Origin of the sequence: Pseudomonas sp. Marseille-Q1929, from assembly GCF_017316265.1 — a bacterium.
Classification (GTDB): domain Bacteria; phylum Pseudomonadota; class Gammaproteobacteria; order Pseudomonadales; family Pseudomonadaceae; genus Aquipseudomonas.
This window is the reverse complement of the sequence record NZ_JAFLWU010000001.1, coordinates 175,953-202,470: the sequence shown is the minus strand read 5'-3', so window position 1 is coordinate 202,470 and position 26,518 is coordinate 175,953. Positions and strand designations below refer to the sequence as shown.

Genomic DNA, 26,518 nt, shown 5'->3' with positions numbered 1-26,518 from the left:
TTAAAAGAGACAGATCGGTGATTGAGTTTCTATATCGACTGAACCTGCCCTATGGGGGCTCGATTTATTGATGGGGGGCGTCAAGCGAGGACGCGCTATTGAGCCGGGCCAGAAATATACGGTTGGCTGTAAGTGTGTTCAATGCAGGCTAAAAGGCTCCAAAGTGCCGCGTCATTTAGTGGCCACGCTCTAAAAGGGCTCCGAACACACGCGAACCGCGAAATCCCCCAACCGCTGCGCTATGCTTCGCGCCGTTGCCCACAGGTAAAACGCCAAGGTCAATAAAACGTCTGTTACGAGAAGTAAAACAGCGCATGCTACGGTCAGCTGAGACGCGCTGTTTATAAAAGACCTCAGGTCAAAGGGCAGGAGTGGTTGATGGGTCAGGCAAGTAGTCCGGCGGCAGGCGCCGCGCATTCCACCACGAAGCCGATTGGCATGCTGGTGGCCGCGGTCGGGGTGGTTTACGGCGATATCGGGACCAGCCCGCTCTACACCCTTAAAGAGGTGTTCAACGGCGGTTATGGGGTGCAGGTCAACCATGACGGCGTGCTGGGGATCCTGGCGCTGATCTTCTGGTCGCTGATCTGGGTGGTGTCGATCAAGTACATGCTGTTTGTGCTGCGCGCCGATAACCAAGGCGAAGGCGGCATCATGGCCCTGACTGCGCTGGCGCGGCGGGCGGCGGGGGAGCGCAAGAAACTGCGCAGTTTCCTCGTGGTGTGTGGCCTGTGCGGCGCGGCGCTGTTCTATGGCGACAGCATGATCACCCCGGCGATTTCCGTGTTGTCGGCCGTGGAAGGCCTGGAGTTGGCGTTTGACGGCCTGGAGAAATGGGTCGTGCCCATCGCCCTGGTCGTACTCGTGGCGCTGTTCCTGATCCAGAAACACGGCACCGATCATATCGGCAAGCTGTTCGGCCCGGTGATGGTGACCTGGTTCCTGGTGCTGGGCGGCCTTGGTGTGTATGGCATCACCCTGCACCCGGAAGTGCTCAGTGCGATGAACCCGATGTGGGCCGTGCGCTTCTTCGAGGCGCACCCGGGCATTGGCGTGGCGATTCTCGGCGCGGTGGTGCTGGCACTGACCGGCGCCGAAGCGCTGTACGCCGACATGGGCCACTTCGGCCGCAAGCCCATCGCCCGCGCCTGGTTCATCCTGGTGTTGCCGGCGCTGGTGCTCAACTATTTCGGCCAGGGCGCGATGCTGCTGGGCGACCCGGAAGCCGCGCGCAACCCGTTCTACTTGCTGGCGCCGAGCTGGGCGCTGATCCCGCTGGTGGTGTTGTCCACCCTGGCCACGGTGATCGCATCCCAGGCGGTGATCTCTGGCGCGTTCTCCCTGACCCGCCAGGCGATCCAGTTGGGTTACATCCCGCGCATGCACATCCAGCACACCTCCAGTGCCGAGCAAGGCCAGATCTACATCGGCGCGGTGAACTGGTCGCTGATGGTCGGCGTGATCCTGCTGGTGCTGGGTTTCGAGTCCTCCAACGCCCTGGCCTCGGCCTACGGCGTGGCGGTGACCGGCACAATGCTGATGACCACCATCCTGGTGTCGGCGGTGATGCTGCTGCTGTGGAAGTGGCCGCCGATCCTGGCGGTGCCGGTACTGGTCTGCTGCCTGTTGGTGGATGGGCTGTACTTCGCCGCCAACGTGCCGAAGATCATCCAGGGCGGCGCCTTCCCGGTGCTGGCGGGGATCGTGTTGTTTGTTTTGATGACGACATGGAAGCGCGGCAAGCAATTGCTGGTGGAACGCCTCGACGAAGGCGGCCTGCCGCTGCCGATCTTCATCAGCAGCATCCGCGTGCAGCCGCCCCATCGCGTGCAGGGCACGGCGGTGTTCCTCACCGCGCGCCCCGACGCCGTGCCCCACGCTTTGTTGCACAACCTGCTGCATAACCAGGTGTTGCATGAGCAAGTGGTGCTGCTGACGGTGGTCTACGAAGATATTCCACGGGTGCCGGTAGAGCGGCGCTTCGAGGTGGACGCCTTTGGCGACGGCTTCTTCCGTGTGATCCTGCACTTCGGCTTTACCGATGAGCCGGATGTGCCCGAAGCGCTGAAGCTGTGCCATCTGGAGGATCTGGATTTCAGCCCGATGCGCACCACCTACTTCCTCAGTCGTGAGACGGTGATCGCGTCGAAGATCGAAGGCATGGCGCGTTGGCGCGAAAGCCTGTTCGCCTTCATGTTGAAGAACGCCAACGGCAACCTGCGCTTCTTCAAGCTCCCGGTAAACCGGGTGATCGAGCTGGGTACCCAGGTCGAAATGTAAGCTGTTGCAGTACGGGAGCCGGCAATCGGCTCCCGGTTTCCTTCTGAACCCTGTGCAATCCACCGTTGTCGACTAGGCTCTAAGCACTGTTGAACAGTGCCCATAGAACCCAGAAGAGGTGCGCCATGAGCCAGCTGCTCGAACCCTATACCCTCCGTCAATTGACCCTGCTCAACCGCATCGCGGTGTCGCCGATGTGCCAATACTCCGCTGAAGACGGCCTGGCCAATGACTGGCACTTGGTGCACCTCGGCAGCCGCGCCGTGGGGGGCGCCGGCCTGATCTTCACCGAAGCTACCGCTGTGACTGCCGACGGTCGCATCACTGCCCAGGACCTGGGACTGTGGCACGACGCACAGATCGAACCGCTGCAACGCATCACGCGTTTTATCGCCGCCCAAGGCGCGGTGGCCGGGATTCAACTGGCCCACGCCGGGCGCAAGGCCAGCACCCATCGGCCGTGGATCGGCAAGCATGGCAGCGTCAAGCCGGACGACGGTGGCTGGGTGCCGGTAGGCCCATCGCCGATTGCCTTCGACCCGCAGCATACCCAGCCCAAACAGCTCGACGAAGGGCAGATCCAGCAAGTGATCGCAGACTTTGTCGCCGCCGCCAAACGCGCACTCACCGCAGGTTTTGAAGTGGTGGAAATTCACGCCGCCCACGGTTACCTGTTGCATCAGTTTCTCTCGCCGATCAGTAATCAGCGCCAGGACCAGTACGGCGGATCATTTGAAAACCGCATTCGCCTGGTGTTGCAGGTGACAGAGGCCGTGCGCCAAGTCTGGCCCGTGGAGCTGCCGTTGTTTGTGCGGGTATCGGCCACCGACTGGGTAGAAGACGGCTGGAACCCTGATGAAACCGTGGAACTGGCGCTCCGCCTCAAGGCACTCGGCGTGGACCTGATCGATGTGTCATCCGGTGGCACCGCCGCCAATGCCGAGATCCCCATCGGCCCCGGTTACCAGACGCGCTTCGCCGAGCGTGTGCGCAAGGAGGCGGGCATCGCCACCGGCACCGTCGGGATGATTACGGAACCGGCCCAGGCCGAGCACATCCTGCGCACGTGCCAGGCCGATATCATCTTTCTCGCCCGCGAACTGCTGCGCGATCCGTATTGGCCGTTGCATGCCGACGATGACCTGGGCGGGCGCAAGGCCATTTGGCCGGCGCAGTACCAGCGTGCAACCCATCGGGACCAGCCGATCCACGAGTCCGATCTGCGCGACTGACCTGCGCGCCTTGGCAGAACCCACCGATGACGGTGGGTTATTTATAGGGTGCGCCGCCAGCTTGGCCACGCCCATAACGTGGCTGCCCGCAGCAGCCACTCCATCGGTCCATAGGGATGAGTGCGCAGCCAGCGCGCGCTCAGCCACAGTTGCAAGACAAAGATCCCAAGTACCACCGGCAACATCAGCCAGGGTTGCAGCTGGTTGATCAAGCCTGCGCCATAGCCGCTGAACAGCAGCCCCAACAGGGCCGATTGCAACAGGTAGTTACTCAGGGCCATCTTGCCTACGGGCGCCAGCCACTGACACAGCCAAGACCCGACGGCAGAGCCGAACAGTTTCAGCATCAACAGGGCATACGCCGCGCTCAACAACGGTGCCGTGAGTTGCCCGACGCCAAAGGCGACGGTTTCCAGGCCACCGCCGGGCGCGTAGGCAGCGCTCAACGCATAGATCAGCGCGCCCAGCAGGCCCACGGGGAGGGTGAGGCACAGCAAGCGACGCAAGTGGGGTGCCCAGGGATACGGCGCCACCAGCCATTGGCGCCGCCCGGCGGCATAGCCGAAGAAGAACATCGCCAGGGCGCTCGGCCCTTGCAGCAGCCAAAGTGCCTGCACGGTGTTCCACAGGTGGCCGCTGTGAAAGTGCAACGTGTCCAGGGCACTGCCGCTGAAGGCCGCGAGTTTTGTTGCGGGTTCGCTGCTGGCGGCACCGCTGGCATCGCCCTCGAGGATTTGCAGCGCACCGAGCAACATCCACCCCGAGCAGGCAACGACGACAAGGCCGATTCCCCACCTACACGCCTTGGCCGGCGCCAGGCTGCGCGCTGCCAGCAGCACCAGGCCGAGCAAGGCGTAGGTGGACAGGATTTCGCCGTAATACAACAAGGCGCCGTGGACCACTCCTACGATCAGCAAGGCCAATTGCCTACGTACCATGCGTGGTGCAAACGCCGCATCGGCGCGTTCGGCGGCGGCCATCTGCAAGGTAAAGCTGTAGCCGAACAGAAAGGAAAACAGCAGGTAGAACTTGGTTTCGAACAGCAGCGAAATCACCAGGCGCATCAGGTGGTCGCCGGTGCCGGCGTAGTCGGGGTTGCTGAGGGGCGACGCGTAGTAGGGGTCGGCGAATGCACAGATGTTCACCACCAGAATGCCCAGCAAGGCAAAACCGCGCAGCGCGTCCACGTGGACCAGGCGTGTCGGCGTCATGTTCAGTGGCCTTGCAGCAGGTGGGTCACCAGGCCGCGCAGCACATCAATCTGCTGGTTCGGGTGGAAGTCCGCGTCGGCCGCCACTCGCGCGAACATGCCGTCGATCAGGGTGGCCAGCCAATTGGCCGCCTCGGGCACGGTCAAGGTCGTGTGCAATTGCCCGGCCTTGCCGGCAGCCTCGATCAGCGCCTCCAGGCCTTCGCGCAAGTAGCGGTCGTTGGCTTTCATCAGGTAAGCGACGGATTCATCACGGTGGCCCAAGGCGGAAATTTCCAATGCCAGGCCCGCGTAATGGCGGTCACACGCCAATTCACAGGTGTGGTCCACGAACGCCAGCAGCGCGGCCATCGGGTCTTCTGCAGCGGCCAATGGTGCCATGGCTTGTTGGATCTGCTCACCTTCGCGGGCCACCAGCGCCAGTAACACTTCATGTTTGCTGGCGAAGTAGTGGAACAGGTTACCGGCGCTCATCCCGGCAGCGGTGCAGATATCGGCCGTGCGGGTGGCGACGAAACCCGCTTCGGCAAAACACCGGGAAGCGGCGTCGAGCAATGCCATGCGTTTGCTTTCACGTTGTTGCGGATCAACGGTGCGCATCGTCGCCTCATTTATTAATTGAGTGGTCACTTAATTAAATGCCAGGTAAGAAACTTCTGCAAGATTTTTGCTCAATACCAATTATTTAAGTGATTACTCTAAAAAAATCGCACGGTTGGCAAGATCGTTTCTACGCTTAGGGTAAGTCTGGTTTCTGGCCCAGGGAGTCAGTCTGTTTGTCCGCTGAGGCATTGCGCTTCACGGGAGGCGGTTAATGGGCATCAGGAACAGTTGATTGAATTCAGGAGTAGTAGTCCATGGCCAAGTCCTATGGTGTTGTGGGTGCAGTGGCGTTTTTTCTGACCCGCAGAATGTCTTTATGGGGTCGAAGATTGAGTTCGGATGAGGCCGAATTGCTGGCGCAGTACCGCGCCCTGACCGAGAACGATCAGGTGGCGATGCGGTATCTGATTGGGGCGATGAAGAGTGTGTCGCGGTTCTGAATACGCAACTGAACCCATGTGGGAGCTGGCAAGCCAGCTCCCACATTTTGCATCAGGTGTACTTACGCTGGTCCGGCGCCGGCGGGAAGTACTGGTACAGCCAGGTTTCACTCAAAGTGCGGTCCTGGGTACGGATAAACAGGCGCAGTTCTACCGGCTCCACGCTGTCGCTGGTGGGGTACCAGTCGAACAGGATGCGGTAGCCCTTGATGTTATCGAGTACCAGAATGCTGAAATCCTTCACCTCGCCATGGGAGCAGGTCACCACCGGTTCGATCCCGGTGCCGGCCGGCAGGCGATCCAGGCCGCCGCCCTTGAAGTCCACGGCAAAACGACGGGCCCACACCGGTGGGTAGTGCTCGCCCGGGGCCCAGCCTTCGGTAAAGCCGCCCATGCCTGAGCGGGTGGCGTCGACTTGTGCCAACGGCGTGCTCACCGGCGGCAGGGCGCTCCAGTACAGCTTGTAGCCGTAGTTGAGTGAGTCGCCGGCAGCGACCGGTTTTTTCGGCGTCCAGAAGGCCACGATGTTGTCCATGGTCTCGCCGGTGGTAGGGATTTCCAGCAGGTCGATGGAGCCTTCGCCCCACGCCGTGGTCGGTTCGACCCACAGGCTTGGGCGCTTGCTGTACCAGTCCACGGTGTCCTGGTAGCTGGCGAATTCATGGTCGGTCTGCACCAGGCCGAACCCTTTCGGGTCTTTGTCGGCGAACGCGTTGAACTGCAGCTTGGCCGGGTTGTTCAGCGGGCGGCAGATCCACTCGCCGTTGCCGCGCCACATCGCCAGGCGATCCGAGTCGTGGATCTGCGGGTGGATGGTGTCGCACATGCGGCGTTCATGGGTGCCGCAGCTGAACATGCTGGTCATCGGCGCAATGCCCAGTTGGTCGATGGCGGTGCGCGCATTGATATGGGCGTCGATGGCCATCACCACCTGGGTGGCCTGGCAGTCGATGTCGAAACGATAGGCGCCGGTGGCACTCGGCGAGTCGAGCAAGGCGTAGACCACAAAACGCGTGGCGTCCTTGTCTGGGGTTTCGAACCAGAACTGCGTGAAATCCGGGAATTCTTCGCGCTTTTTCGCGTAGGTATCAATCGCCAGGCCGCGTGCGGAAAGTCCGTATTGGCCGGTGTTGTCCACCGCACGGAAGTAGCTGGCGCCGAGGAACGACAACACATCATGGCGATCCAGTTCCGGTGCCTTGAACAGCTTGAAGCCGGAGAAGCCCAGGTCGCCTTTCAGTTGTTTTGTATCGACGGTGGTTTTTTCGTAGTTGAACAGCGAAGGGCGGAAATGCACCTCGCGGGCCTCACGGGTCTTGGGATCGACACTGTGCATGCGCACCGGCGTCTTGAAACCCATGCCGACGTGGAAGAACTGCACGTCCAGTTGGCCGTTCAAGTCCTTCCACAGCGAATGGTTGCCGTCATAGCCGATGGCGTTGAAATTCTGCGGGCTCATGGTCGCCAGGGTCGGCGGCAGCACCTGCTTGGTGTCTTTATACGCAGTGCCGGCGAGTTGCTTGGCCTGGGCCTTGAGTGTTTCAAAATCGAATGTCACAGCCTTGCCGTCGGCGGCACGGTTCCCGGCCCAGGCCTGCGCGGCGAGCAGGCCGCTGGCCGACAACCCGGTGTAGGCCGCGATGGCCATGGACGCTTTGAGCAAATTCCTGCGGTGCATAGAGACAACCTGTCGTGAGCAAATCCCGCGCCGTTCCTGGCACGTGCTGGATCAGAAATTACGGTTCGGACATGCCTTCGGCCAAACGCAACGGACAATAAACAGACGCCGGATAGCTTAAGCGGTTCGATGGTGTAGGAAAAATGATTGATAGCGGGGTGATGGCATTGCAAGTGCGACAAGACATTTCCGGGGGCCGCAGCCGGGCACATTACTCAGGAAAGATGAAGGTTCAATGTGAAAGCCAGCTCCCACACAAGCCAGCTCCCACATTCAGAATGTATTTCAGCCTACTTCACCGACGGCCCTATACGCCTCATCAATCGCCGCATGGGCATACGCACTCCACGCCGCATCCGAATTGGCGATGCTCACATGTCCCACCGGCTTGCGCGCCAGGCTCATCCACGCCTCGCTCTCATCGGCGTCGTCAAACAGGCTGTTGGAGAAGCTCGCATAACCATGTGACCAGCGGTTGACCGTGATCGCCAGGATGTCCGTTTCATGCTGGAAACCACCCGGCCCGAGCATGCGTTGTAACTGGTCACGCAATTGCGCTTCCAGTTGTTCGAACGTCTGCCCATACAACCTGCCGCGCCCGGCGCGGGCCTGGTCGCGGGCGTTCATGCCGCTGTTGGGGCTGGTCGGCACGTAGACCATGTGCAAGCCAATCGGCTGCGTCGGGTCGCGCGGGTGGTCGTAGCCGCCCATGCTCACCGGGTAGTCCAGCTTGATCCGGCTGTAAGGCTGGGTCGCCGCGTAGATTTCATGCACCCCCAGCTTCTGGAACGACTGCCAATTGCGGATCACCACCTTGGTGTACACCAGCGGGTATTTCACGTTCTGGCTCAAGGCGTGGGCCTGGGTTGCCGGCAGGTCTTTCAACAGGTACGGAATCATCATGTTGTAGCAGGCCAGGATGCAGCGCTTGCCACGCACCTGTGCGAGTTGCCCACCACGGCTGTAGCCGATATGCACGCCATCGCCGACGTTACGCACGCTGACCGCCGTGCTGTTCAGGCGCAGCCGCACGGCGGACGTCGGCTGGTCGAGCCGGGCGTAGTCAAACGGCGCCAGCACGATATCGTCCATGGTGTGCCCCGGCGCCACACCCGGGATCAGGCTGCGCACCAGCAAGCGCGCCACCGACGCGTTGCCATCGGGGAAGTGGTAGATGTAAGGCTCTTCCATCTCTGCCGCCGCTTCTTCGCTGATCGGCGCCAGGTTCATTCCGGCAAAGCCTGGGAAACCCACGCTATAGGCGTCAGCTGAAGCCACGGCATCAATGCTCAACGCCATGAAGTCATTGGTGCGGCTCTGGAAGTACTTCACCGCACCTTCCGATAAACCTACGTTCTTCAGGAGGAAATCGCGGTAGCTGGTGGCAGCCAGGTAGTCGGCCTTTTCTTTGGCGGTCTTGCCCGGCAGGTAATCCTTGGGCGCGGTGTGCAATTCGATCAAGGCCAGACGATCCGCCTCGGGCAGCGGAAAGTCATGGATGAAGTCGCTGATGGCGCGCGCATTCAGCTGGTCTGGCGCAATATCGTCGGCCACCATCGGTGTCGGGTCGCCGGTTACCAGTTTGTCTTCGCCGAAGTTTTCCTTGTCGAAAAACACCCCGCGCGACAGGCCCAGACCTGGGTAGAACTGGCGGTCGAAGGCGGTTTCGAAGCGCTTGATATTCACCCCGAGTTTCCTCAACAGCCCGTTGACCTCTTTGCTATAGAGGTGGTTGGGCGACTGAAACGCCTCGCTGCCGCCATACCCGATAATCATGCGGCCACCGGCCTGGAACTCGTTGCGCTTGGCGTGGCCGCCAAAGTCGTCGTGGTTTTCCAGGATCAGGATCTTGGCCTTGGGATGCTTCTCGCGGTAGAACCACGCTGCCGACAAACCGCTCAAGCCGCCGCCGACCACCACCAGGTCATAGGTCTCGTTGATCGGCAGCTTTTCGGTGTTGAACACCTTCTTTTCCCAGCCCATCTGGTGCGCCACTTCGAACGAGCCAACATGGCTGCCGCGCAGGCCGGTGAGGGCGGGCGGGTAGTAGCGACCGTCGGGGGCGGCTTGCAGGATTTGCAGCGGGGTCATGCCAGCAGCCAGGGTGATGGCGACGCCGTTGAGGAAGTCGCGGCGGGTGATGTCCATGGGGAAAACCTACGAATATTTATTGTTATGAGAAGGCCCATGTGGGAGCCGCTTTATGTGGGAGCGGGCTTGCCCGCGATAGCGGTGGTTCAGTTATAGCCTCTTCGACTGACACACCGTCATCGCGGGCAAGCCCGCTCCCACATTTGCCTGCGTTCACAAGGGAAAGCGCGTCAGTGCTTGAACATCACATGCCGCACGGTGGTGTAGTCCTCCAGCCCATACATGGACATGTCCTTGCCATACCCCGACAGTTTCTGACCGCCGTGGGGCATTTCGCTGACCAACATGAAGTGGGTATTCACCCAGGTGCAGCCGTACTGCAAACGCGCGGCCAAACGGTGGGCGCGGCCTACGTCGGCGGTCCACACGGATGACGCCAAGCCGTAGTCCGAATCGTTGGCCCAACCCAATACCTGGGCTTCATCGCTGAACTTGGTCACCGACACTACCGGGCCGAACACCTCGCGGCGCACGATTTCATCGTCCTGTTGTGCGTCGGCCAGTACGGTTGGTTCAAAGAAGAAACCATTGCCTTCCACGGCCTTGCCACCGGTGATCAGGCGGATATGCGACTGCGCCACGGCGCGCTCGACAAACCCTGCCACTCGGTCGCGGTGTTGCGCGGTGATCAGCGGCCCCAACTCGGTGCTGGGGTCATCCTGCAAACCATGCTTGATGCTCGCGACTGCCGCGCCGAGCTTCTCGACAAACGCGTCGTAGATATCCGCCTGGGCGTAGATCCGGCAGGCGGCCGTGCAATCCTGGCCGGCGTTGTAGAAACCGAAGGTACGAATGCCTTCTACGGCGGCATCGATATCCGCGTCATTGAAGATGATCACCGGCGCCTTGCCACCCAGCTCCATGTGCATGCGCTTCACGCTGTCGGCGGTGCTGGAGATGATGTTCGCGCCGGTGGCGATGGAGCCGGTCAGCGACACCATGCGCACTTTCGGATGGTTCACCAGTGGGCTGCCCACCGTTGGCCCACGGCCGAATACCAGGTTGAGTACACCCGCCGGGAAAATTTCCGCCGCCAGTTCGACCATGCGCAGCGCGGTCAGCGGGGTTTGTTCCGACGGCTTGAGCACCACGGTATTACCGGCAGCGAGGGCGGGGGCGATTTTCCACGCGACCATCATCAGCGGGTAGTTCCACGGCGCGATGGAGGCGATTACGCCGACCGGGTCGCGACGGATCATCGACGTGTGCCCCGGCAAGTACTCACCACCGGCCGAACCGCTCATGCAGCGGCTGGCGCCGGCGAAGAAGCGGAACACGTCGGCAATCGCCGGGATCTCGTCGTTCAGCGCGGCGCTGTAGGGTTTGCCGCAGTTGTCCGACTCCAGCTTGGCCAGCTCTTCACCGTGGGCTTCGATGGCGTCCGCGAGTTTCAGCAGCAGCAGGGAACGGTCCTTCGGCGGGGTTTGCGACCAGCTTTCGAAGGCCGCATCGGCGGCGCGCACGGCGGCGTCTACCTGGGCTTCGCTGGCTTCGTTGATTTCCACCAGCACGCGGCCGAGTGCCGGGTTGAAGATGGCTTGTGCCGGGCCTTCGCCTGCGACCAGGTGGCCGTTGATCAGTAATTTGGTTTGCATGATTCAGCTCTCCACAAACTATTGTTATCTCCCTGAAGAAACCCGATTCAACTGTGGGAGCAGGCAAGCCAGCTCCCACATTGATCGTGTTTCCACAGTGGCAATGTGTTGTCAGTTATTTACCGCCACTCCCCGCCACGCTTTCACCGCCGCGCGTCAGGTAATAGGCACCGAGAATCGGGAACATCGTCACCAGCATCACCAGCATCGCGACCACGTTGGTCACCGGCACATCCCGTGGCCGGCTCAACTGGTTGAGCAGCCACAACGGCAAGGTGCGCTCGTGGCCGGCGGTGAAGGTGGTGACGATGATTTCGTCGAACGACAGCGCAAACGCGAGCATTCCGCCAGCCAGCAGCGCCGAGCCGAGGTTGGGCATGATGATGTAGCGGAAGGTCTGCCAGCCGTCGGCGCCGAGGTCCATCGAGGCTTCGATCAGGCTGTGGGAAGTGCGGCGCAAACGGGCGATCACGTTGTTGTAGACGATCACCACGCAGAAGGTCGCGTGGCCGACGATGATGGTGAACATCCCCGGCTCGATGCCCAGGGTCTTGAACGTCGCCAGCAAGGCGATACCGGTGATGATCCCCGGCAGCGCAATCGGCAGGATCAACATCAGCGACACACCCTGCTTGCCGAAGAACTCGCGGCGATACAAGGCCGCCGAGGCCAGCGTGCCGAGCACCATGGCAATCAGCGTGGCGATGGCCGCGATCTGCAATGACAGCTTGATCGCTTCCAGCACGTCCGGCCGGGCGAAGGCCACGCTGAACCACTTCAAGGTAAAACCCTGGGGTGGAAAGCTGAACGCCGCTTCTTCGGTGTTGAAGGCGTAGAGGAAGATGATCAGGATCGGGAAGTGTAAAAACACCAGGCCGCCCCAGGCTGCGATCTTCAAGCCTAATGATGATTTCTCAGAGTGCATCGAAGGCCCCCAGGCGTTTGACGATGGACAGGTAAACCGCGATCAGCACGATCGGCACCAGGGTGAACGCCGCCGCCATGGGCATATTGCCGATGGCGCCTTGCTGGGCGTAGACCATGCCGCCGACGAAGTACCCCGGCGGGCCTACCAGCTGCGGCACGATGAAGTCGCCCAATGTCAGCGAGAAGGTGAAGATCGAACCGGCAGCAATCCCCGGAATCGACAGCGGCAGAATCACCTGCATAAACGTCTGACGCGGCTTGGCGCCCAGGTCGGCCGAGGCTTGCAGCAACGACGGCGGCAAACGCTCCAGCGAGGCCTGGATCGGCAGGATCATGAACGGCAGCCAGATGTAGACAAACACCATGAACCGCCCCAGGTGCGAGGTGCTCAAGGTGCTGCCGCCCACGCCGGGAATGCCCAGCACGAACTGCAACACCGGCTCCAGGCCCAGGTGCTGCACAAACCACTGCGCCACGCCGCCCTTGGCCAGCAGCAGGGTCCAGGCATAGGCCTTGACGATGTAGCTGGCCCACATCGGCATCATCACCGCGATGTAGAAAAACGCCTTGGTCTTGCCGGTGGTGTAGCGCGCCATGTAGTAGGCGATGGGGAAGGCCACCACGGCGCTGGCGATGGACACCACGATCGCCATGCTCAGGGTGCGCAGGATGATGTCGAAGTTCGACGGCTGGAACAGCGCGGCGAAGTTGGCCAGGGTCAGGTCCGGCGTGACCGCCATGGTGAAGTCGTCAAAGGTGTAGAACCCTTGCCAGAGCAAGGTCAGCAGCGAGCCGAGGTAGATCGCGCCGAACCAGATCAGCGGCGGGATCAACAACATCGCCAGGTACAGGTTGGGTTTGCGGTACAGCAGGTTGGAAAACCTGCGCATCGGCGGTTGGGAAAGGGCCAGACTCATGTCACACCTCGCCTGCGATGTCGGTCAATGGCGTCATGGCTTCACGGGCCCAACGGGCGGTGATCGACTGGCCGACCTGATGACCGCTGCTGATGTCCAGCCACTGGTTGTTGGCCTGGCTGATGTTCAAGGCCTGGCCGTTTTCCAGTTTCAGCTCATAGCGCGTGGCGCTGCCCTGGTATTGGATGTCGTGCAACAGGCCGCTGACTTCCACTTCGCCGGCCGCCAGTGGGCCTTCGGCAAAACGCACGTGCTCCGGGCGGATCGAAAACGGCTGAGGGTTGCCGCTGAGGCGCTGGGCCAGCTCGCCGCGAATCACGTTGGAGGTGCCGACGAACTCGGCGACAAAGGTGGTGGCCGGCTTCATGTACAGGTTGCGTGGGGTGTCGACCTGTTCGATGCGGCCTTTGTTGAACACCGCCACCCGGTCGGACATCGACAGCGCTTCGGTCTGGTCGTGGGTCACGAAGATAAAGGTGATGCCGAGCTGGCGTTGCAGCTTTTTCAGCTCGCTTTGCATCTGCTCGCGCAGCTTGAGGTCGAGGGCGCCCAGCGGCTCATCCAGCAGCAATACGCGCGGGCGATTGACCAGGGCGCGGGCCAGGGCCACACGCTGGCGCTGGCCGCCGGACAGTTGCACCGGCTTGCGCTCGCCGTAGCCGCCGAGGGCGACCATCCCCAGGGCTTCCTCGGCACGATTCAGGCGCTCGACCTTGCCGACGCCCTTGACCTTGAGGCCATAGGCCACGTTATCGCGCACATTCATATGGGGGAACAGCGCGTAATCCTGGAACACGGTGTTTACGTCGCGCTGATACGGCGGCAAGCCCGCGGCTTCCTCGCCATGAATCCGGATCGAGCCTGCGCTCGGTTGCTCGAACCCGGCGATCAGGCGCAGGCACGTGGTCTTGCCCGAGCCGGAAGGGCCGAGCATGGAAAAGAACTCGCCGTCCTGGATATCGATGGAAACCCGGTCAACGGCTTTCACTTCGCCGAACTGACGGGAAACGTGGGTGAATTGGACTGCAAGCGTCATGGTGCGGTGCTCCGAAAAGTCTCAGGCAGAGGTGATCGTTCCCACGCTCCGCGTGGGAATGCCTCCTGTGACGCTCTGCGTCACGACGTTAAAAGCGGACGCAAAGCGTCCTGGGCTGCATTCCCACGCAGAGCGTGGGAACGATCAGGTTTAGCGGCCGCCCATGATCGCAATGTAATCCTGGGTCCAGCGGCTATACGGCACGAACTTGCCACCTTCAGCCTGCGGGGTTTTCCAGAAGGCGATCTTGTCGAACTGGTCGAAACCATTGGTCTTGCAACCCTCGGCGCCGAGCAGTTCGCTTTCCTTGCACGCCGCTGGCACCGCCGGCAGCGAGCCGAACCAGGCCGCCACATCGCCCTGCACCTTGGGTTGCAGTGACCAATCCATCCACTTGTAGGCGCAGTTCGGGTGCTTGGCCTCGCTGTGCAACATGGTGGTGTCGGCCCAGCCGGTGGCGCCTTCCTTGGGGATGGTCGACGCAATCGGCTGCTTCTCGTTGACCAGGCCGTTGACCTGGTACGGCCACGCGCTGGAGGCCACCACGCCTTCGTTCTTGAAGTCACTCATTTGCACGGTGGTGTCGTGCCAGTAGCGGTGGATCAACGGTTGCTGGGCGCGCAACAGGTCAAGCACGGCCTTGTACTGGGTTTCGGTCAGTTCATACGGGTTCTGGATGCCCAGTTCCGGTTGGGTCGACTTGAGGTACAGCGCCGCGTCGGCGATGTAGATCGGGCCGTCATAGGCCTGCACGCGGCCCTTGTTCGGCTTGCCGTCCGGCAGGTTCTGCGCCTCGAACAGCACGTTCCAGCTGGTGGGCGCGGTCTTGAACACGTTTGTGTTGTACATCAACACGTTCGGGCCCCACTGGTAGGGGGTGCCGTAGGTTTGCTGGCCGACCACGTACCACGGCGCATCCTTGAGGCGCGGGTCAATGTTCTTCCAGTTCGGGATCAGCGCCGTGTTGATCGGCTGCACGCGCTTGCCGCCGATCAAACGCAGCGAAGCGTCGCCCGAGGCAGTGACCAGGTCATAGCCGCCCTTGGCCATCAGGCTGACCATTTCGTCAGAGGTGGCGGCGGTTTTTACGTTGACCTTGCAGCCGGTTTCCTTCTCGAAACCGGTGACCCAGTCGTAGGCCTTGTCGCTTTCGCCACGTTCGATATAGCCGGGCCAGGCGACGATATCCAGCTGGCCTTCACCAGCGCCAACGGCCTTGAGCGGTTCGGCGGCCTGCAGGCTGGCGCTGGCCAGCAGCGCGGTGGCCAGGGCACTGAGCAGTGCGGTCTTGTGCGCGGACATGGGGGTTCCCTCTTCTTTAATTATGGTCGGGGCAGTTTTTCGCAAACCGGTGACGCATGAGCTTAGTTGTTGTTTTAGAGATGCTGGCCGTGGCGCGCCATGATGTGGCGCACCACGCTGTAGTCCTGTAGCGAATCGCTGGACAGATCTTTGCCATACCCCGAGCGCTTCAAGCCGCCATGGGGCATTTCGCTGACCAGCATGAAGTGGCTGTTGATCCAGGTGCAGCCGTATTGCAGACGGGCGGCGACCTGCATGGCCTTGTCCAGATTCTGGGTCCACACCGAGGAAGCCAGGCCGTATTCGGAGTCGTTGGCCCAGTCCACCGCTTGTTCCAGTTCATCGAAGCGGGTCACGGTGACCACCGGGCCGAACACTTCGCGCTGGACGATTTCATCACTTTGTTTACAGCCGGCCAGCAGGGTCGGCTGGTAATAGAAGCCCGCGCCGGAATGCACGGCGGCGCCGGTCACGCGTTCGATATGTGGCTGGCCGAGGGCGCGTTCGACAAAACTGGCCACGCGGTCGCGCTGGCGCGTGCTGATCAGCGGGCCGAGTTCGTTGTCGGCGTCGCGTTTGCCGGCAAAGCGCAGGCTGCTGACCGCGGCGCCCAGCTCGGCGACCAATTTGTCGTGAATCCCGGCCTGGGCATAGATGCGGCAGGCGGCGGTGCAGTCCTGGCCGGCGTTGTAGTAGCCATAGGCGCGTACGCCCTCGACCACGGCTTGCAGGTCGGCGTCGTTGCACACGATCACCGGCGCTTTGCCGCCGAGTTCCAGGTGCGTGCGTTTCAGGGTTTTCGACGCGGCTTGTAGGATTTTCTGCCCGGTGACGATATCGCCGGTCAGCGAGACCATGCGCACTTTCGCGTGGCTGACCAAATGGCTGCCGACGCCTTCGCCGCCGCCACACAGAATGTTGATCACCCCGCGTGGCAGCAATTGGCTGAGGGCTGGCGCCAGGGCCAGGATCGACAGCGGCGTGTGCTCCGATGGCTTGAACACCAGGGTATTGCCGGCGGCCAGGGCCGGGGCGATTTTCCACGCGGCCATCATCAGCGGGTAGTTCCACGGCGCAATCGAGGCCACCACACCAATCGGGTCGCGGCGCACCATGCTGGTGTAGCCCGGCAGGTATTCGCCGCTGAGCTGGCCGGTCTGGCAGCGCACGGCGCCGGCGAAGAAGCGGAACACATCCACCGTTGCGCTCAAGTCATCCTGGCGCGCCAGGTGCAACGGCTTGCCGCAGTTCAGGGATTCCAGGCGGGCCAGGTAATCGGCTTGCTTTTCGATGGCGTCGGCGATGCCGAGCAAGATGTTCGAGCGTTGTTGCGGCGTGGTCCGCGACCAACCGGCAAAGGCGCGGTGGGCGGCGAGGATCGCGCTTTCGACTTGCTCGGTGCTGGCTTCGGCGATCTGGGTGAGGACTTCACCGGTGGCCGGGTTGAGGATCGGTTCGGCAAAACCCTGGCCCTGGACCAGTTCGCCGTCGATCAGCAACGCAGTGAGCAGCGGGGTGGGCGCGCCGGACATTTTTCGCGATCTCTTTTCTTGTGTGGCCATGGGCGTTCTCTTACGAGGGCCTGACCTTTCTCTTATGGATGCACAGAGACTAGAGGTCAGGCGCGAGGTCAACAAATACTAAATACTGAATGCAGCATTCGATTAAATAGATGGCTTGCGCGGGTGCGGCTGTTCGCGGGCGACCGTCAGGAACGGGTCGACCAAGGCCGGCCGCGCGGTGCCACGGCGCCAGGCCAGGCCGACGTCGAGGGTCTGGCTGAGGTCGGCAATCGGCCGCGCTTCAATAATGTCGCCCTCCAGTGACCAGGGGCGGTAGGTCATGTCGGGCTGGATCGACACGCCCAGGCCTGCCGCCACCAGGCTGCGCACGGCTTCGGTGGACGCGGTGCGTAGGGTCACGCGCGGTTGCAGGCCGGCGCTGGTCCACAGGCGCTGGGCGTTGTGGCCCATTTCATCGACGTTCAACTGGATCAGCGGCTCGCGCGCCACGTCGGCGAGGTTGATGCTGTCGTGCTCCAGCAGCGGGTGTTGCGCCGGCAGCCACAGGCGGTGCGGGGAGTGGGTGAGCACTTCGGTTTGCAGGGCGTGGCGGTCTTCGAGGTTGGAGAGGATCAGCACGCCTACGTCGATTTCGCCGCTGACCAGCAAGTGCTCGATATACGGGCGCTCGTCCTCCATCACGCGGATTTCCACATTTGGATAGGCGCGCTGGAAACGCGTGAGCAGATCCGCCAGGTAATAGCCGGCCACCAGGCTGGTCACGCCGATGATCAACTGCCCGGCCACTTGGTCGGTGCTCTGTTGCAGGCTGCGCTTGGCGTTGTCGACGGTGGCGAGAATCAGGTGGGCTTGGCGTAGGAATTGATGACCCTGGTGGGTCAGGGTCATGCCCTTGGCGTGACGGTTGAACAGGTTGACGCCGATTTCCTGCTCCAGTTGCTGGATCGCCAGGGTCAGGGTCGATTGGGAAATGAAGGCGGTCTGCGCAGCGGCGGAGATCGAACCTGTCTCGGCCACGGCGATAAAGTGCCGGATTTGACGCAAGGTCATCATGCTGGAATTACCAGTGGGGTGTTTTTATAGATTTGTTCGAGTGTATATCGGTTTTAGCGAAGGGTCGCCGCGTTACATCTGGAAGCACTCTAGATCGGGGCTTTTTGGCACTTAGTTTTACGCTGGGGGCCTATTGGTCCTATGAACCTAAGTGTCTGGAGGCTACGAATGAATACCCGTGGATTGCTCGATCAACTGCTCAAATCTGGCCAGGACATGTTGCAAAACAAGGCTGGCGGCCAGCGTAAGCAGGAAGACAAAGGTGCCCTCGGTGGTCTGCTTGGCGGCGGCGGCCTGGGCAGCCTGCTCGGCGGCGCGGGCGGTGGCGCACTCGCGGCGGGGGCCATGGGCCTGCTGCTGGGCAATAAAAAGGCGCGCAAGTTCGGCGGCAAGGCCCTGACCTACGGCGGCCTGGCCGCGTTGGGCGTGATTGCCTACAAAGCCTATGGCAACTGGCAGGCGCAACAGGCCAATGCGCCCAAGGGCGAGCCGCAGACTATCGACCGCCTGCCGCCGGCCCAGGTCGAGCAGCACAGCCAGGCCATCCTCAAGGCGCTGGTCGCCGCCGCCAAGGCTGACGGCCATGTTGATGAGCGTGAACGCACATTGATCGAAGGCGAATTCACCAAGCTGGACAACGATCGCGAGCTGCAAAGCTGGCTGCACGCCGAACTCAACAAACCCCTGGACCCGGCCGATGTGGCCCGCGCGGCAGGCACTCCGGAAATGGCCGCCGAGATGTACATCGCCAGCGTGATGCTGGTGGACGAGGAAAACTTTATGGAAAAGGCCTACCTCGATGAGTTGGCGCGCCAGCTCAAGCTTGAGCCGGGGCTGAAGGCCGAGCTGGAAAAACAGGTGCGCCTGAACCAATAAACACCTGCAATACACCGATCAAACTGTGGGAGCGGGCTTGCCCGCGATGAGGGCGTGTCAGTCGATGCATTTGTTGGCTGGCATACCGCCATCGCGGGCAAGCCCGCTCCCACAGTTTTTTACCGAGTCGGGCTTTGTTCCGGAGGAGGGCGGCTCCCGCCTTTATGGGTTGCCCGGGTTGTTTTTGGATTATGTGAACATTCCATCAAAACCCGTTGATTAATGAGGGCTTCTGCTCAGCTATACTCCCCTCCATTTGAATGGCCCTGCGAGGAATTACTGTGAAGAACTGGACCCTGCGCCAACGGATCTTGGCAAGTTTTGCGGTCATTATCGCCATCATGCTGTTAATGGTTGTGGTCTCTTATTCACGGTTGTTGAAGATCGAAGCCAGCGAAGTTGCCGTGCGCGACGACGCGGTGCCGGGGGTTTACCTCAGTTCGATGATCCGCAGCGCCTGGGTTGACAGCTACCTGCAAACCCTCGAATTGCTGGGCCTGCGCGAAGACAAGAAGCTCAGCGACGCCGACAAGGCCGAGTTCAAGTCCTTCGAAGCGCGCATCCTGCAGCAGATGAGCAACTACGAACAAACCATCGCCGGCAGCGAGGACCGTTCCGAGTTCGACCGATTCGAGGCGCTGCACCAGGTCTACAACAAGAGCCTGTCCACGGTGCTCGACAGCCTGCAACGCGGCGACCTGGTGGCCGCGCGCAAGGAGTTCGACACCCAGCTCACGCCGACCTGGACCGCAGGCCGCATGAAGCTCAATGACATCATTACCGAAAACAAGAACGTCGCCGATCGTGCGACCAACGCCATCGATGATGCCGTCTCTGCCGCCAAACTGAGCATGTTCCTGTCCCTCGCGGTGGCGATCCTGGCCGCCGGCCTGTGCGGCCTGCTGCTGATGCGCGCGATCATGGCGCCGATGCAGCGCATCGTCGAAATCCTCGGCACCATGCGCGACGGCGACCTGAGCAAACGCTTGAACCTGGAGCGCAAGGACGAATTCAACGCGGTCGAGACCGGCTTCAACGACATGATGACCGAGCTTACGGCCCTGGTATCCCAGGCCCAGCGCTCGTCGGTGCAGGTGACCACCTCGGTCACCGAGATTGCCGCCACCTCCAAGCAGCAACAGGCCACCGCCACTGAAACAGCGGCCACCACCACCGAGATCGGCGCAACATCGCGTGAGATCGCCGCCACTTCCAAGGATCTGGTCCGCACCATGACCGAAGTTTCCACCGCTGCCGACCAGGCGTCGGTGGCTGCGGGCTCCGGCCAGCAAGGGCTGGCGCGCATGGAAGAAACCATGCACTCGGTGATGGGCGCCGCCGACCTGGTCAACGCCAAGCTCGCGATCCTCAATGAGAAGGCCGGCAACATCAACCAGGTGGTGGTGACCATCGTCAAGGTCGCCGACCAGACCAACCTGCTGTCCCTCAACGCCGCCATCGAGGCCGAGAAGGCCGGTGAATACGGGCGCGGTTTCGCCGTGGTCGCCACCGAGGTGCGCCGCCTGGCCGACCAGACCGCCGTGGCCACTTACGATATCGAACAGATGGTGCGTGAGATCCAGTCGGCGGTGTCCGCCGGCGTGATGGGCATGGACAAATTCTCCGAAGAAGTACGCCGCGGCATGTTTGAAGTGCAGCAGGTCGGCGAGCAGCTGTCGCAGATCATCCATCAGGTACAGGCCCTGGCGCCGCGGGTGCTGATGGTCAACGAAGGCATGCAGGCCCAGGCCACCGGCGCCGAGCAGATCAACCATGCGTTGGTGCAGTTGGGCGATGCCAGCAGCCAGACCGTCGAGTCCCTGCGCCAGGCCAGCTTTGCGATCGATGAACTGAGCCAGGTTGCGGTGGGTCTGCGCAGCGGCGTGTCGCGTTTCAAAGTCTGATGAGCGACCTCGCGGCTAAACGCGGCGCCGTCCCGGCAGCGAAAAAGGCGTTGTTCCTGGTGTTCCATATCGGCAGCGAACGCTACGCCCTCAAGGCCACGGAAGTGGCCGAGGTGTTGCCGCGCCTGCCACTCAAGCCCATCGCCCATGCGCCGGCGTGGGTCGCCGGGATCTTTGCCCATCGCGGCGCGCTGGTACCGGTGATCGACCTCAGCGCGCTGACCTTTGGCGCCCCGGCCCAGGCGCGCACCAGCACGCGGCTGGTGCTGGTCAATTACCAGCCGAACGACGAGGTTGAACCGCGCTGGCTGGGGCTGATCCTCGAACAGGCCACCGACACCCTGCGCTGCGACCCCGCGGAGTTCCAGCCCTATGGCCTGGACAACCGCCAGGCGCCGTACCTGGGGCCGGTGCGTGAAGATGCACTGGGCCTGATGCAATGGATTGGCGTCAGCGACTTGCTCACCGACGATGTGCGCGCCTTGCTGTTCTCTGCCGAGTTGAGCGTATGAGCAGCGACCCGCGCGTCTTCAACTTCCTCAAGGAACGCATCGGCCTCGACGTCGCCTCCGTCGGCGAGGCGATCATCGAGCGCGCCGTGCGCCAGCGCAGCCAGGCCGTGCAGGCGCAGACGGCCGATGAATACTGGCAGCAACTGCAACGCTCCCATGACGAGCAACAGGCGCTGATCGAGGCGGTGATCGTCCCCGAGACCTGGTTTTTCCGTTATCCCGAATCCTTTGCGACGCTGGCCCGCCTGGCCAAGGCGCGCCTGGCCGAGATCAAGCAGATGCGTGCGCTGCGCATCCTCAGCCTGCCGTGTTCCACCGGTGAAGAACCCTATTCGATTGCCATGGCCTTGCTGGATGCTGGCCTGGCGCCGCACCAGTTCAAGGTGCTGGGCCTGGACGTCAGCCCGTTGTCGGTGGAGCGCGCGCGGCGCGGGGTGTATGGCAAGAACTCGTTTCGCGGTGCCGACATCGAGTTTCGCGACCGCCATTTCAACGAGTCCGCCGACGGCTTCCACATCAGCGAGCGCGTGCGCGAGCAAGTGCGCCTGCAAGTCGGCAACCTGCTCGACCCGACGCTGTTGGCGAACGAGGCGAGCTATGACTTTGTGTTCTGTCGCAACCTGCTGATCTACTTCGACCAGCCGACCCAGAAGCAAGTGTTTGATGTGCTCAAGGGCCTGACCCACGAGGACGGCGTGCTGTTTATCGGCCCGGCCGAGGGTAGCCTGCTGGGGCGCCATGGCATGAAGTCGATTGGTGTGCCGCAGTCGTTTGCGTTCAGCCGGCATGTCGAGCCGGTCAAGCCGGAGCCGGTGTTTGTACCGATTCCCGCGCCGCCGCCCCCGCGCAGTGCGGCGGCGTTGCCGGTCAAGCCGCGCCCGTTCAGCACGTTCAGTGCCCAAGTGGTGCCGATCAAGGCGCCGCCGTCCGATGCGGCGGATCTGCTCAGCCAGATCGCCACCCTGGCCAACGAAGGCAAAAGCGCCGAGGCCCGCGCCGCGTGTGAACGCTATTTGAGCAACCACCCGCCGGCCGCCCAGGTGTTTTACTGGCTGGGGCTGCTTAGCGATGTGGCGGGCAGTGCCCTGGAAGCCCAGGGGTTTTACCGCAAAGCCTTGTACCTGGAACCCCAGCACCCGCAGGCCTTGATGCACCTGGCCGCGTTGCTTGAATCCCAGGGCGACAGTGCGGGGGCGCGCCGTTTGCAGGCGCGTGCCGCGCGTAGCGAGCGAGCTGACAGTGAGTCCAAACGATGAGTAGCACCGAGGCGCTCGACACCGCCGGCCTGGACCTGACCCTGGCCGACACCCAAGCCATCGACGACTGCTGGAACCGCATCGGCATCCATGGCGACAAGTCCTGCCCGTTGCTGGCGGAGCATATCCATTGCCGCAATTGCGCGGTGTACTCCGCCGCCGCCACCCGACTGCTGGACCGCTACGCCTTGCAGCAGGACGACCATCGCCCGCACGCCGCTGTCGAAATCGGCGAAGACGTGGTCACGCGTTCGCTGTTGATGTTCCGTCTCGGCGAGGAATGGCTGGGCATCGCCACCCGTTGCCTGGTGGAAGTGGCGCCGTTGCAACCGATTCACTCCCTGCCGCACCAGCGCTCCCGCGCCTTGCTCGGCGTGGCAAATGTGCGCGGCGCGCTGGTGGCGTGCCTGTCGCTGGTGGAACTGCTGGGGCTGGACGCCACCAGCAATGGCGCCAGCGGCGGGCGGATCATGCCGCGCATGTTGATCATCGCTGCGCAGGACGGCCCGGTGGTGGTGCCGGTGGATGAAGTGGATGGCATCCATGCCATCGACGAGCGCACCTTGAAGGCCGCGTCGGCCTCCGGCACCCAGGCCAGCGCGCGCTTCACCCAGGGCGTGTTGCAGTGGAAAGGCCGCAGCCTGCGTTGGCTGGACGAGGCGCAATTGTTGTCTGCCGTGACCCGGAGCCTCACATGACCCCCGACCAGATGCGCGACGCCTCGCTGCTGGAACTGTTCAGCCTGGAAGCCGACGCCCAGACCCAGGTGCTCAGTGCCGGCCTGCTGGCCCTGGAACGCAACCCGACCCAGGCCGACCAGCTCGAAGCCTGCATGCGCGCGGCCCACTCGCTCAAGGGCGCGGCGCGGATTGTCGGGGTGGATGCCGGGGTCAGCGTGTCCCACGTGATGGAGGATTGCCTGGTCAGCGCCCAGGAAAGCCGGCTGTACCTGCAACCCGAACATATCGACGCGTTGCTGCAAGGCACCGACCTGCTGATGCGCATCGCCACGCCGGGCAACACCGTGGGCCCGGCGGATATCGAAGCCTATGTGGCGTTGATGGAGCGCTTGCTCGATCCGTCCCAGGCGCCGGTCAAAGCCGTGTCGCCGCCAGTGCCGCCTGTGCCCGAACCCGAACCCGCACCCATCGTTGAAGAGCTGCCACCCGAGCCCGAACCCGCGCCGCCGGTCACCGCTGAGCCGCCACGCTTGAATCGACGCATGACCGAAGGCGGCGAGCGCGTATTGCGCGTGACCGCCGAGCGGCTGAACAGCCTGTTGGACCTGTCCAGCAAATCCCTAGTGGAAACCCAGCGGCTCAAGCCTTACCTGTCCAGCATGCAACGCCTCAAGCGTATCCAAAGCCAGAGCGCCCGCGCCCTGGACACGCTGGACGGGCAACTCAAGACCCTGGACCTGAACCTCGAAGCCCAGGAAGCCCTGGCCGATACCCGCCGCCTGCTCAGCGAAGCCCAGGCCCTGTTGGCGGAAAAGACCGCCGAGCTGGACGAGTTCGGCTGGCAGGCCGGGCAGCGCGCCCAAGTGCTCTACGACACCGCACTGGCCTGCCGCATGCGCCCGTTTGCCGACGTACTGGCCGGGCAAGTGCGCATGGTCCGCGACCTTGGCCGCAGCCTGGGCAAACAGGTGCGCCTGGAAATCGAGGGCGAAAAGACCCAGGTCGACCGCGACGTGCTGGAAAAGCTCGAAGCGCCGCTGACCCATTTATTGCGCAATGCCGTCGATCACGGCATCGAAATGCCCGAGCAGCGCTTGCTGGCGGGCAAGCCGGCGGAAGGTTTGATTCGCCTGCGCGCGTCCCACCAGGCCGGTCTGCTGGTACTGGAATTGAGCGATGACGGCAATGGTGTGGACCTGGAACGCCTGCGCGGCACCATCGTCGATCGGCACTTGTCGCCGCTGGAAACCGCGCTGCGCTTGAGCGAAGAGGAGCTGCTGACGTTCCTGTTCCTGCCGGGTTTCAGCCTGCGCGACAAGGTCACCGAGGTGTCCGGGCGCGGCGTTGGCCTGGATGCGGTGCAACACATGGTGCGCCAACTGCGCGGCGCAGTGGTGCTGGAGCAGACCGCGGGGCAGGGCAGCCGTTTCCATCTGGAAGTGCCGCTGACCTTGTCGGTGGTGCGCAGCCTGGTGGTGGAAGTCGGCGAAGAAGCCTATGCGTTCCCGCTGGCGCATATCGAGCGCATGTGCGACCTGGCGCCCGACGACATCGTGCAACTGGAAGGCCGCCAGCATTTCTGGCACGAGGGCCGGCATGTCGGCCTGGTTGCCGCCAGCCAGTTGTTGCAGCGCCCAGCGGGCCAGAACCCGTCGGATACCTTGAAAGTGGTGGTGATCCGCGAGCGCGATGCGGTGTACGGGATTGCCGTGGAACGGTTTATCGGCGAGCGCACCTTGGTGGTATTGCCACTGGATGATCGCCTGGGCAAGGTCCAGGATATTTCCGCTGGCGCCTTGCTCGACGACGGCTCGGTGGTGTTGATCGTCGATGTCGAAGACATGCTGCGTTCGGTGGACAAGCTGCTCAACACCGGCCGCCTGGAACGTATCGCCCGGCGCAGCCAGCAGGCCACCGAAGCGCCGCGCAAACGCGTGCTGGTGGTGGATGACTCGCTCACCGTGCGGGAACTGCAACGCAAATTGCTGCTCAATCGTGGCTATGAAGTCGCGGTGGCAGTGGATGGCATGGATGGTTGGAACGCCTTGCGCTCCGAGGATTTCGACCTGTTGATCACTGATATTGATATGCCTCGCATGGACGGTATTGAATTGGTCACATTGTTGCGTCGTGATAGTCGCCTGCAATCGCTGCCGGTGATGGTGGTGTCGTACAAGGATCGCGAAGAAGACCGGCGTCGTGGCCTCGACGCCGGCGCAGACTATTATTTAGCCAAGGCCAGTTTCCACGACGATGCCCTGCTCGACGCGGTGATGGAGCTGATCGGAGGTGCACGGGGATGAGGATTGCGATCGTCAATGACATGCCCCTGGCCGTGGAGGCTTTGCGTCGTGCCTTGAGTTTTGAGCCTGCCCATCAAGTGGTGTGGGTGGCGAGCAATGGCTTGGAAGCGGTGCAGCGTTGCGCTGAAGTGACCCCGGACCTGATCCTGATGGACCTGATCATGCCGGTGATGGACGGCGTGGAGGCGACTCGCCAGATCATGGCCGAGACGCCGTGCGCTATCGTGATTGTCACCGTAGACCGTCAGGCCAACGTCAGCCGTGTCTTCGAAGCCATGGGCCACGGCGCGCTGGATGTGGTGGACACGCCGGCGCTCGGCGTGGGCAACCCCAAGGACGCGGCGGCGCCGTTGCTGCGCAAGATCCTCAATATTGGCTGGTTGATCGGCCAGCGCGGCAGCCGCGTGCGGGCCGAGACGTCGCCGCAACGCGCGACCGGCAAACGCGAGAGCCTGGTGGCGATCGGTTCGTCGGCGGGCGGCCCGGCCGCCCTGGAAATCCTGCTCAAGGGCTTGCCCCGGGACTTTTCCGCGGCCATCGTACTGGTGCAGCATGTGGACCAGGTGTTTGCCGCCGGCATGGCTGAATGGCTGAGCAGCGCCTCCGGCCTGCCGGTGCGCCTGGCTCGCGAAGGCGAGCCGCCGCAAAGTGGCGTGGTGTTGCTGGCCGGCACCAACCACCATATCCGGCTCCTGAAAAATGGCACCCTGGCCTACACCGCCGAGCCGGTGAACGAGATTTACCGGCCGTCCATCGACGTGTTTTTCGAGAGCGTCGCCAGCCACTGGAATGGCGACGCGGTCGGTGTATTGCTGACCGGCATGGGGCGCGACGGCGCCCAGGGGCTCAAGCTCATGCGTGAACAAGGATATTTGACCATCGCCCAGGATCAGCAGAGCTGCGCGGTGTATGGCATGCCCAAAGCGGCGGCGGCGATTGATGCCGCTGTTGAAATTCGCCCATTGGATAGAATTGCGCCCCGATTGCTGGAGGTCTTTGCAAAATGAACAAGACCCCCGGCGGTGCTGGCTTGCAGGTAG

The 26,518-nt window shown here is 62.6% G+C and carries 21 protein-coding genes; 10 read left to right on the top strand and 11 right to left on the bottom strand.

The genetic code is table 11. From position 1 onward, the window contains the following. Positions 1 to 378: 378 nt before the first annotated feature. Together J1G37_RS00910 and J1G37_RS00905 are read left to right on the top strand one after the other, a co-directional pair. The gene (locus J1G37_RS00910; protein ID WP_124526080.1) at positions 379 to 2,280 is read left to right on the top strand and encodes a potassium transporter Kup; all 1,902 of its coding nucleotides are present in this window, start codon (positions 379 to 381) and stop codon (positions 2,278 to 2,280) included. Between the two features lie 125 nt (positions 2,281 to 2,405). Further along, a complete protein-coding gene (locus J1G37_RS00905; protein WP_207039857.1) occupies positions 2,406 to 3,512 on the top strand; it encodes an NADH:flavin oxidoreductase/NADH oxidase in 1,107 nt (368 codons plus the stop codon). 41 nt (positions 3,513 to 3,553) lie between these two features. Here J1G37_RS00905 and J1G37_RS00900 read toward each other — a convergent pair whose 3' ends face one another. Further along, the gene (locus J1G37_RS00900; protein ID WP_207039856.1) at positions 3,554 to 4,723 is read right to left on the bottom strand and encodes a DUF418 domain-containing protein; all 1,170 of its coding nucleotides are present in this window, start codon (positions 4,721 to 4,723) and stop codon (positions 3,554 to 3,556) included. Between the two features lie 2 nt (positions 4,724 to 4,725). Next, positions 4,726 to 5,322 (bottom strand): TetR/AcrR family transcriptional regulator, encoded by a 597-nt coding sequence (locus J1G37_RS00895; protein ID WP_207039855.1) that lies wholly within the window; start codon positions 5,320 to 5,322, stop codon positions 4,726 to 4,728. A gap of 257 nt (positions 5,323 to 5,579) precedes the next feature. On the opposite strand from J1G37_RS00895, the gene J1G37_RS00890 reads away from it, so the two are divergent. Next, positions 5,580 to 5,765, top strand: coding sequence for a hypothetical protein (locus J1G37_RS00890; RefSeq protein WP_017738236.1), 186 nt, complete (start codon positions 5,580 to 5,582; stop codon positions 5,763 to 5,765). Positions 5,766 to 5,817: 52 nt separating this feature from the next. Here J1G37_RS00890 and J1G37_RS00885 read toward each other — a convergent pair whose 3' ends face one another. The 9 genes from J1G37_RS00885 to J1G37_RS00845 form a co-directional block, all read right to left on the bottom strand. After that, entirely contained in the window at positions 5,818 to 7,443 is a 1,626-nt protein-coding gene (locus J1G37_RS00885) for a glucan biosynthesis protein D (RefSeq protein WP_207039854.1), read from the bottom strand. 285 nt (positions 7,444 to 7,728) lie between these two features. Further along, positions 7,729 to 9,591, bottom strand: coding sequence for an FAD/NAD(P)-binding protein (locus J1G37_RS00880; protein WP_207039853.1), 1,863 nt, complete (start codon positions 9,589 to 9,591; stop codon positions 7,729 to 7,731). 173 nt (positions 9,592 to 9,764) lie between these two features. Beyond that, positions 9,765 to 11,189: a gamma-aminobutyraldehyde dehydrogenase gene (locus J1G37_RS00875; RefSeq protein WP_207039852.1), complete on the bottom strand. Its 1,425-nt coding sequence runs from the start codon at positions 11,187 to 11,189 to the stop codon at positions 9,765 to 9,767. A 115-nt stretch (positions 11,190 to 11,304) separates the two neighbouring features. Beyond that, positions 11,305 to 12,114 carry an ABC transporter permease gene (locus tag J1G37_RS00870; protein WP_025856826.1) on the bottom strand — a complete coding sequence of 270 codons (810 nt, stop codon included), beginning with the start codon at positions 12,112 to 12,114 and terminating at the stop codon, positions 11,305 to 11,307. Then, entirely contained in the window at positions 12,104 to 13,033 is a 930-nt protein-coding gene (locus J1G37_RS00865; protein ID WP_207039851.1) for an ABC transporter permease, read from the bottom strand. Before J1G37_RS00865 ends, J1G37_RS00870 begins: the two co-directional genes overlap by 11 nt. A 1-nt stretch (position 13,034) precedes the next feature. Then, positions 13,035 to 14,069, bottom strand: coding sequence for an ABC transporter ATP-binding protein (locus J1G37_RS00860; RefSeq protein ID WP_207039850.1), 1,035 nt, complete (start codon positions 14,067 to 14,069; stop codon positions 13,035 to 13,037). A 150-nt stretch (positions 14,070 to 14,219) separates the two neighbouring features. Next, a complete protein-coding gene (gene ydcS / locus J1G37_RS00855) occupies positions 14,220 to 15,371 on the bottom strand; it encodes a putative ABC transporter substrate-binding protein YdcS (RefSeq protein ID WP_207039849.1) in 1,152 nt (383 codons plus the stop codon). A 74-nt stretch (positions 15,372 to 15,445) separates the two neighbouring features. After that, positions 15,446 to 16,903 carry a gamma-aminobutyraldehyde dehydrogenase gene (locus tag J1G37_RS00850; RefSeq protein WP_207039848.1) on the bottom strand — a complete coding sequence of 486 codons (1,458 nt, stop codon included), beginning with the start codon at positions 16,901 to 16,903 and terminating at the stop codon, positions 15,446 to 15,448. Positions 16,904 to 17,035: 132 nt separating this feature from the next. Continuing rightward, positions 17,036 to 17,947, bottom strand: a complete 912-nt coding sequence (locus J1G37_RS00845; protein WP_071488759.1) for a LysR family transcriptional regulator — start codon at positions 17,945 to 17,947, stop codon at positions 17,036 to 17,038. A gap of 168 nt (positions 17,948 to 18,115) precedes the next feature. Here J1G37_RS00845 and J1G37_RS00840 point away from each other — a divergent pair, with 168 nt between their 5' ends. From J1G37_RS00840 to J1G37_RS00810, 7 genes are all read left to right on the top strand, one after another. Continuing rightward, entirely contained in the window at positions 18,116 to 18,823 is a 708-nt protein-coding gene (locus J1G37_RS00840) for a tellurite resistance TerB family protein (protein WP_207039847.1), read from the top strand. A gap of 281 nt (positions 18,824 to 19,104) precedes the next feature. Next, positions 19,105 to 20,727, top strand: a complete 1,623-nt coding sequence (locus J1G37_RS00835) for a methyl-accepting chemotaxis protein (protein WP_207039846.1) — start codon at positions 19,105 to 19,107, stop codon at positions 20,725 to 20,727. Beyond that, positions 20,727 to 21,239 carry a chemotaxis protein CheW gene (locus J1G37_RS00830; RefSeq protein ID WP_207039845.1) on the top strand — a complete coding sequence of 171 codons (513 nt, stop codon included), beginning with the start codon at positions 20,727 to 20,729 and terminating at the stop codon, positions 21,237 to 21,239. The genes J1G37_RS00835 and J1G37_RS00830 overlap by 1 nt, the downstream gene beginning before the upstream one ends. Then, complete coding sequence (locus tag J1G37_RS00825; protein ID WP_207039844.1) at positions 21,236 to 22,495, top strand: CheR family methyltransferase; 1,260 nt, start codon at positions 21,236 to 21,238, stop codon at positions 22,493 to 22,495. The genes J1G37_RS00830 and J1G37_RS00825 overlap by 4 nt, the downstream gene beginning before the upstream one ends. Next, complete coding sequence (locus J1G37_RS00820) at positions 22,492 to 23,193, top strand: chemotaxis protein CheW (protein WP_207039843.1); 702 nt, start codon at positions 22,492 to 22,494, stop codon at positions 23,191 to 23,193. Before J1G37_RS00825 ends, J1G37_RS00820 begins: the two co-directional genes overlap by 4 nt. Further along, on the top strand, positions 23,190 to 25,478 hold the full coding sequence (locus J1G37_RS00815; protein WP_207039842.1) for a hybrid sensor histidine kinase/response regulator: 2,289 nt from the start codon (positions 23,190 to 23,192) through the stop codon (positions 25,476 to 25,478). Before J1G37_RS00820 ends, J1G37_RS00815 begins: the two co-directional genes overlap by 4 nt. After that, positions 25,475 to 26,485: a chemotaxis response regulator protein-glutamate methylesterase gene (locus tag J1G37_RS00810; protein WP_207039841.1), complete on the top strand. Its 1,011-nt coding sequence runs from the start codon at positions 25,475 to 25,477 to the stop codon at positions 26,483 to 26,485. Before J1G37_RS00815 ends, J1G37_RS00810 begins: the two co-directional genes overlap by 4 nt. Positions 26,486 to 26,518: the final 33 nt, after the last annotated feature.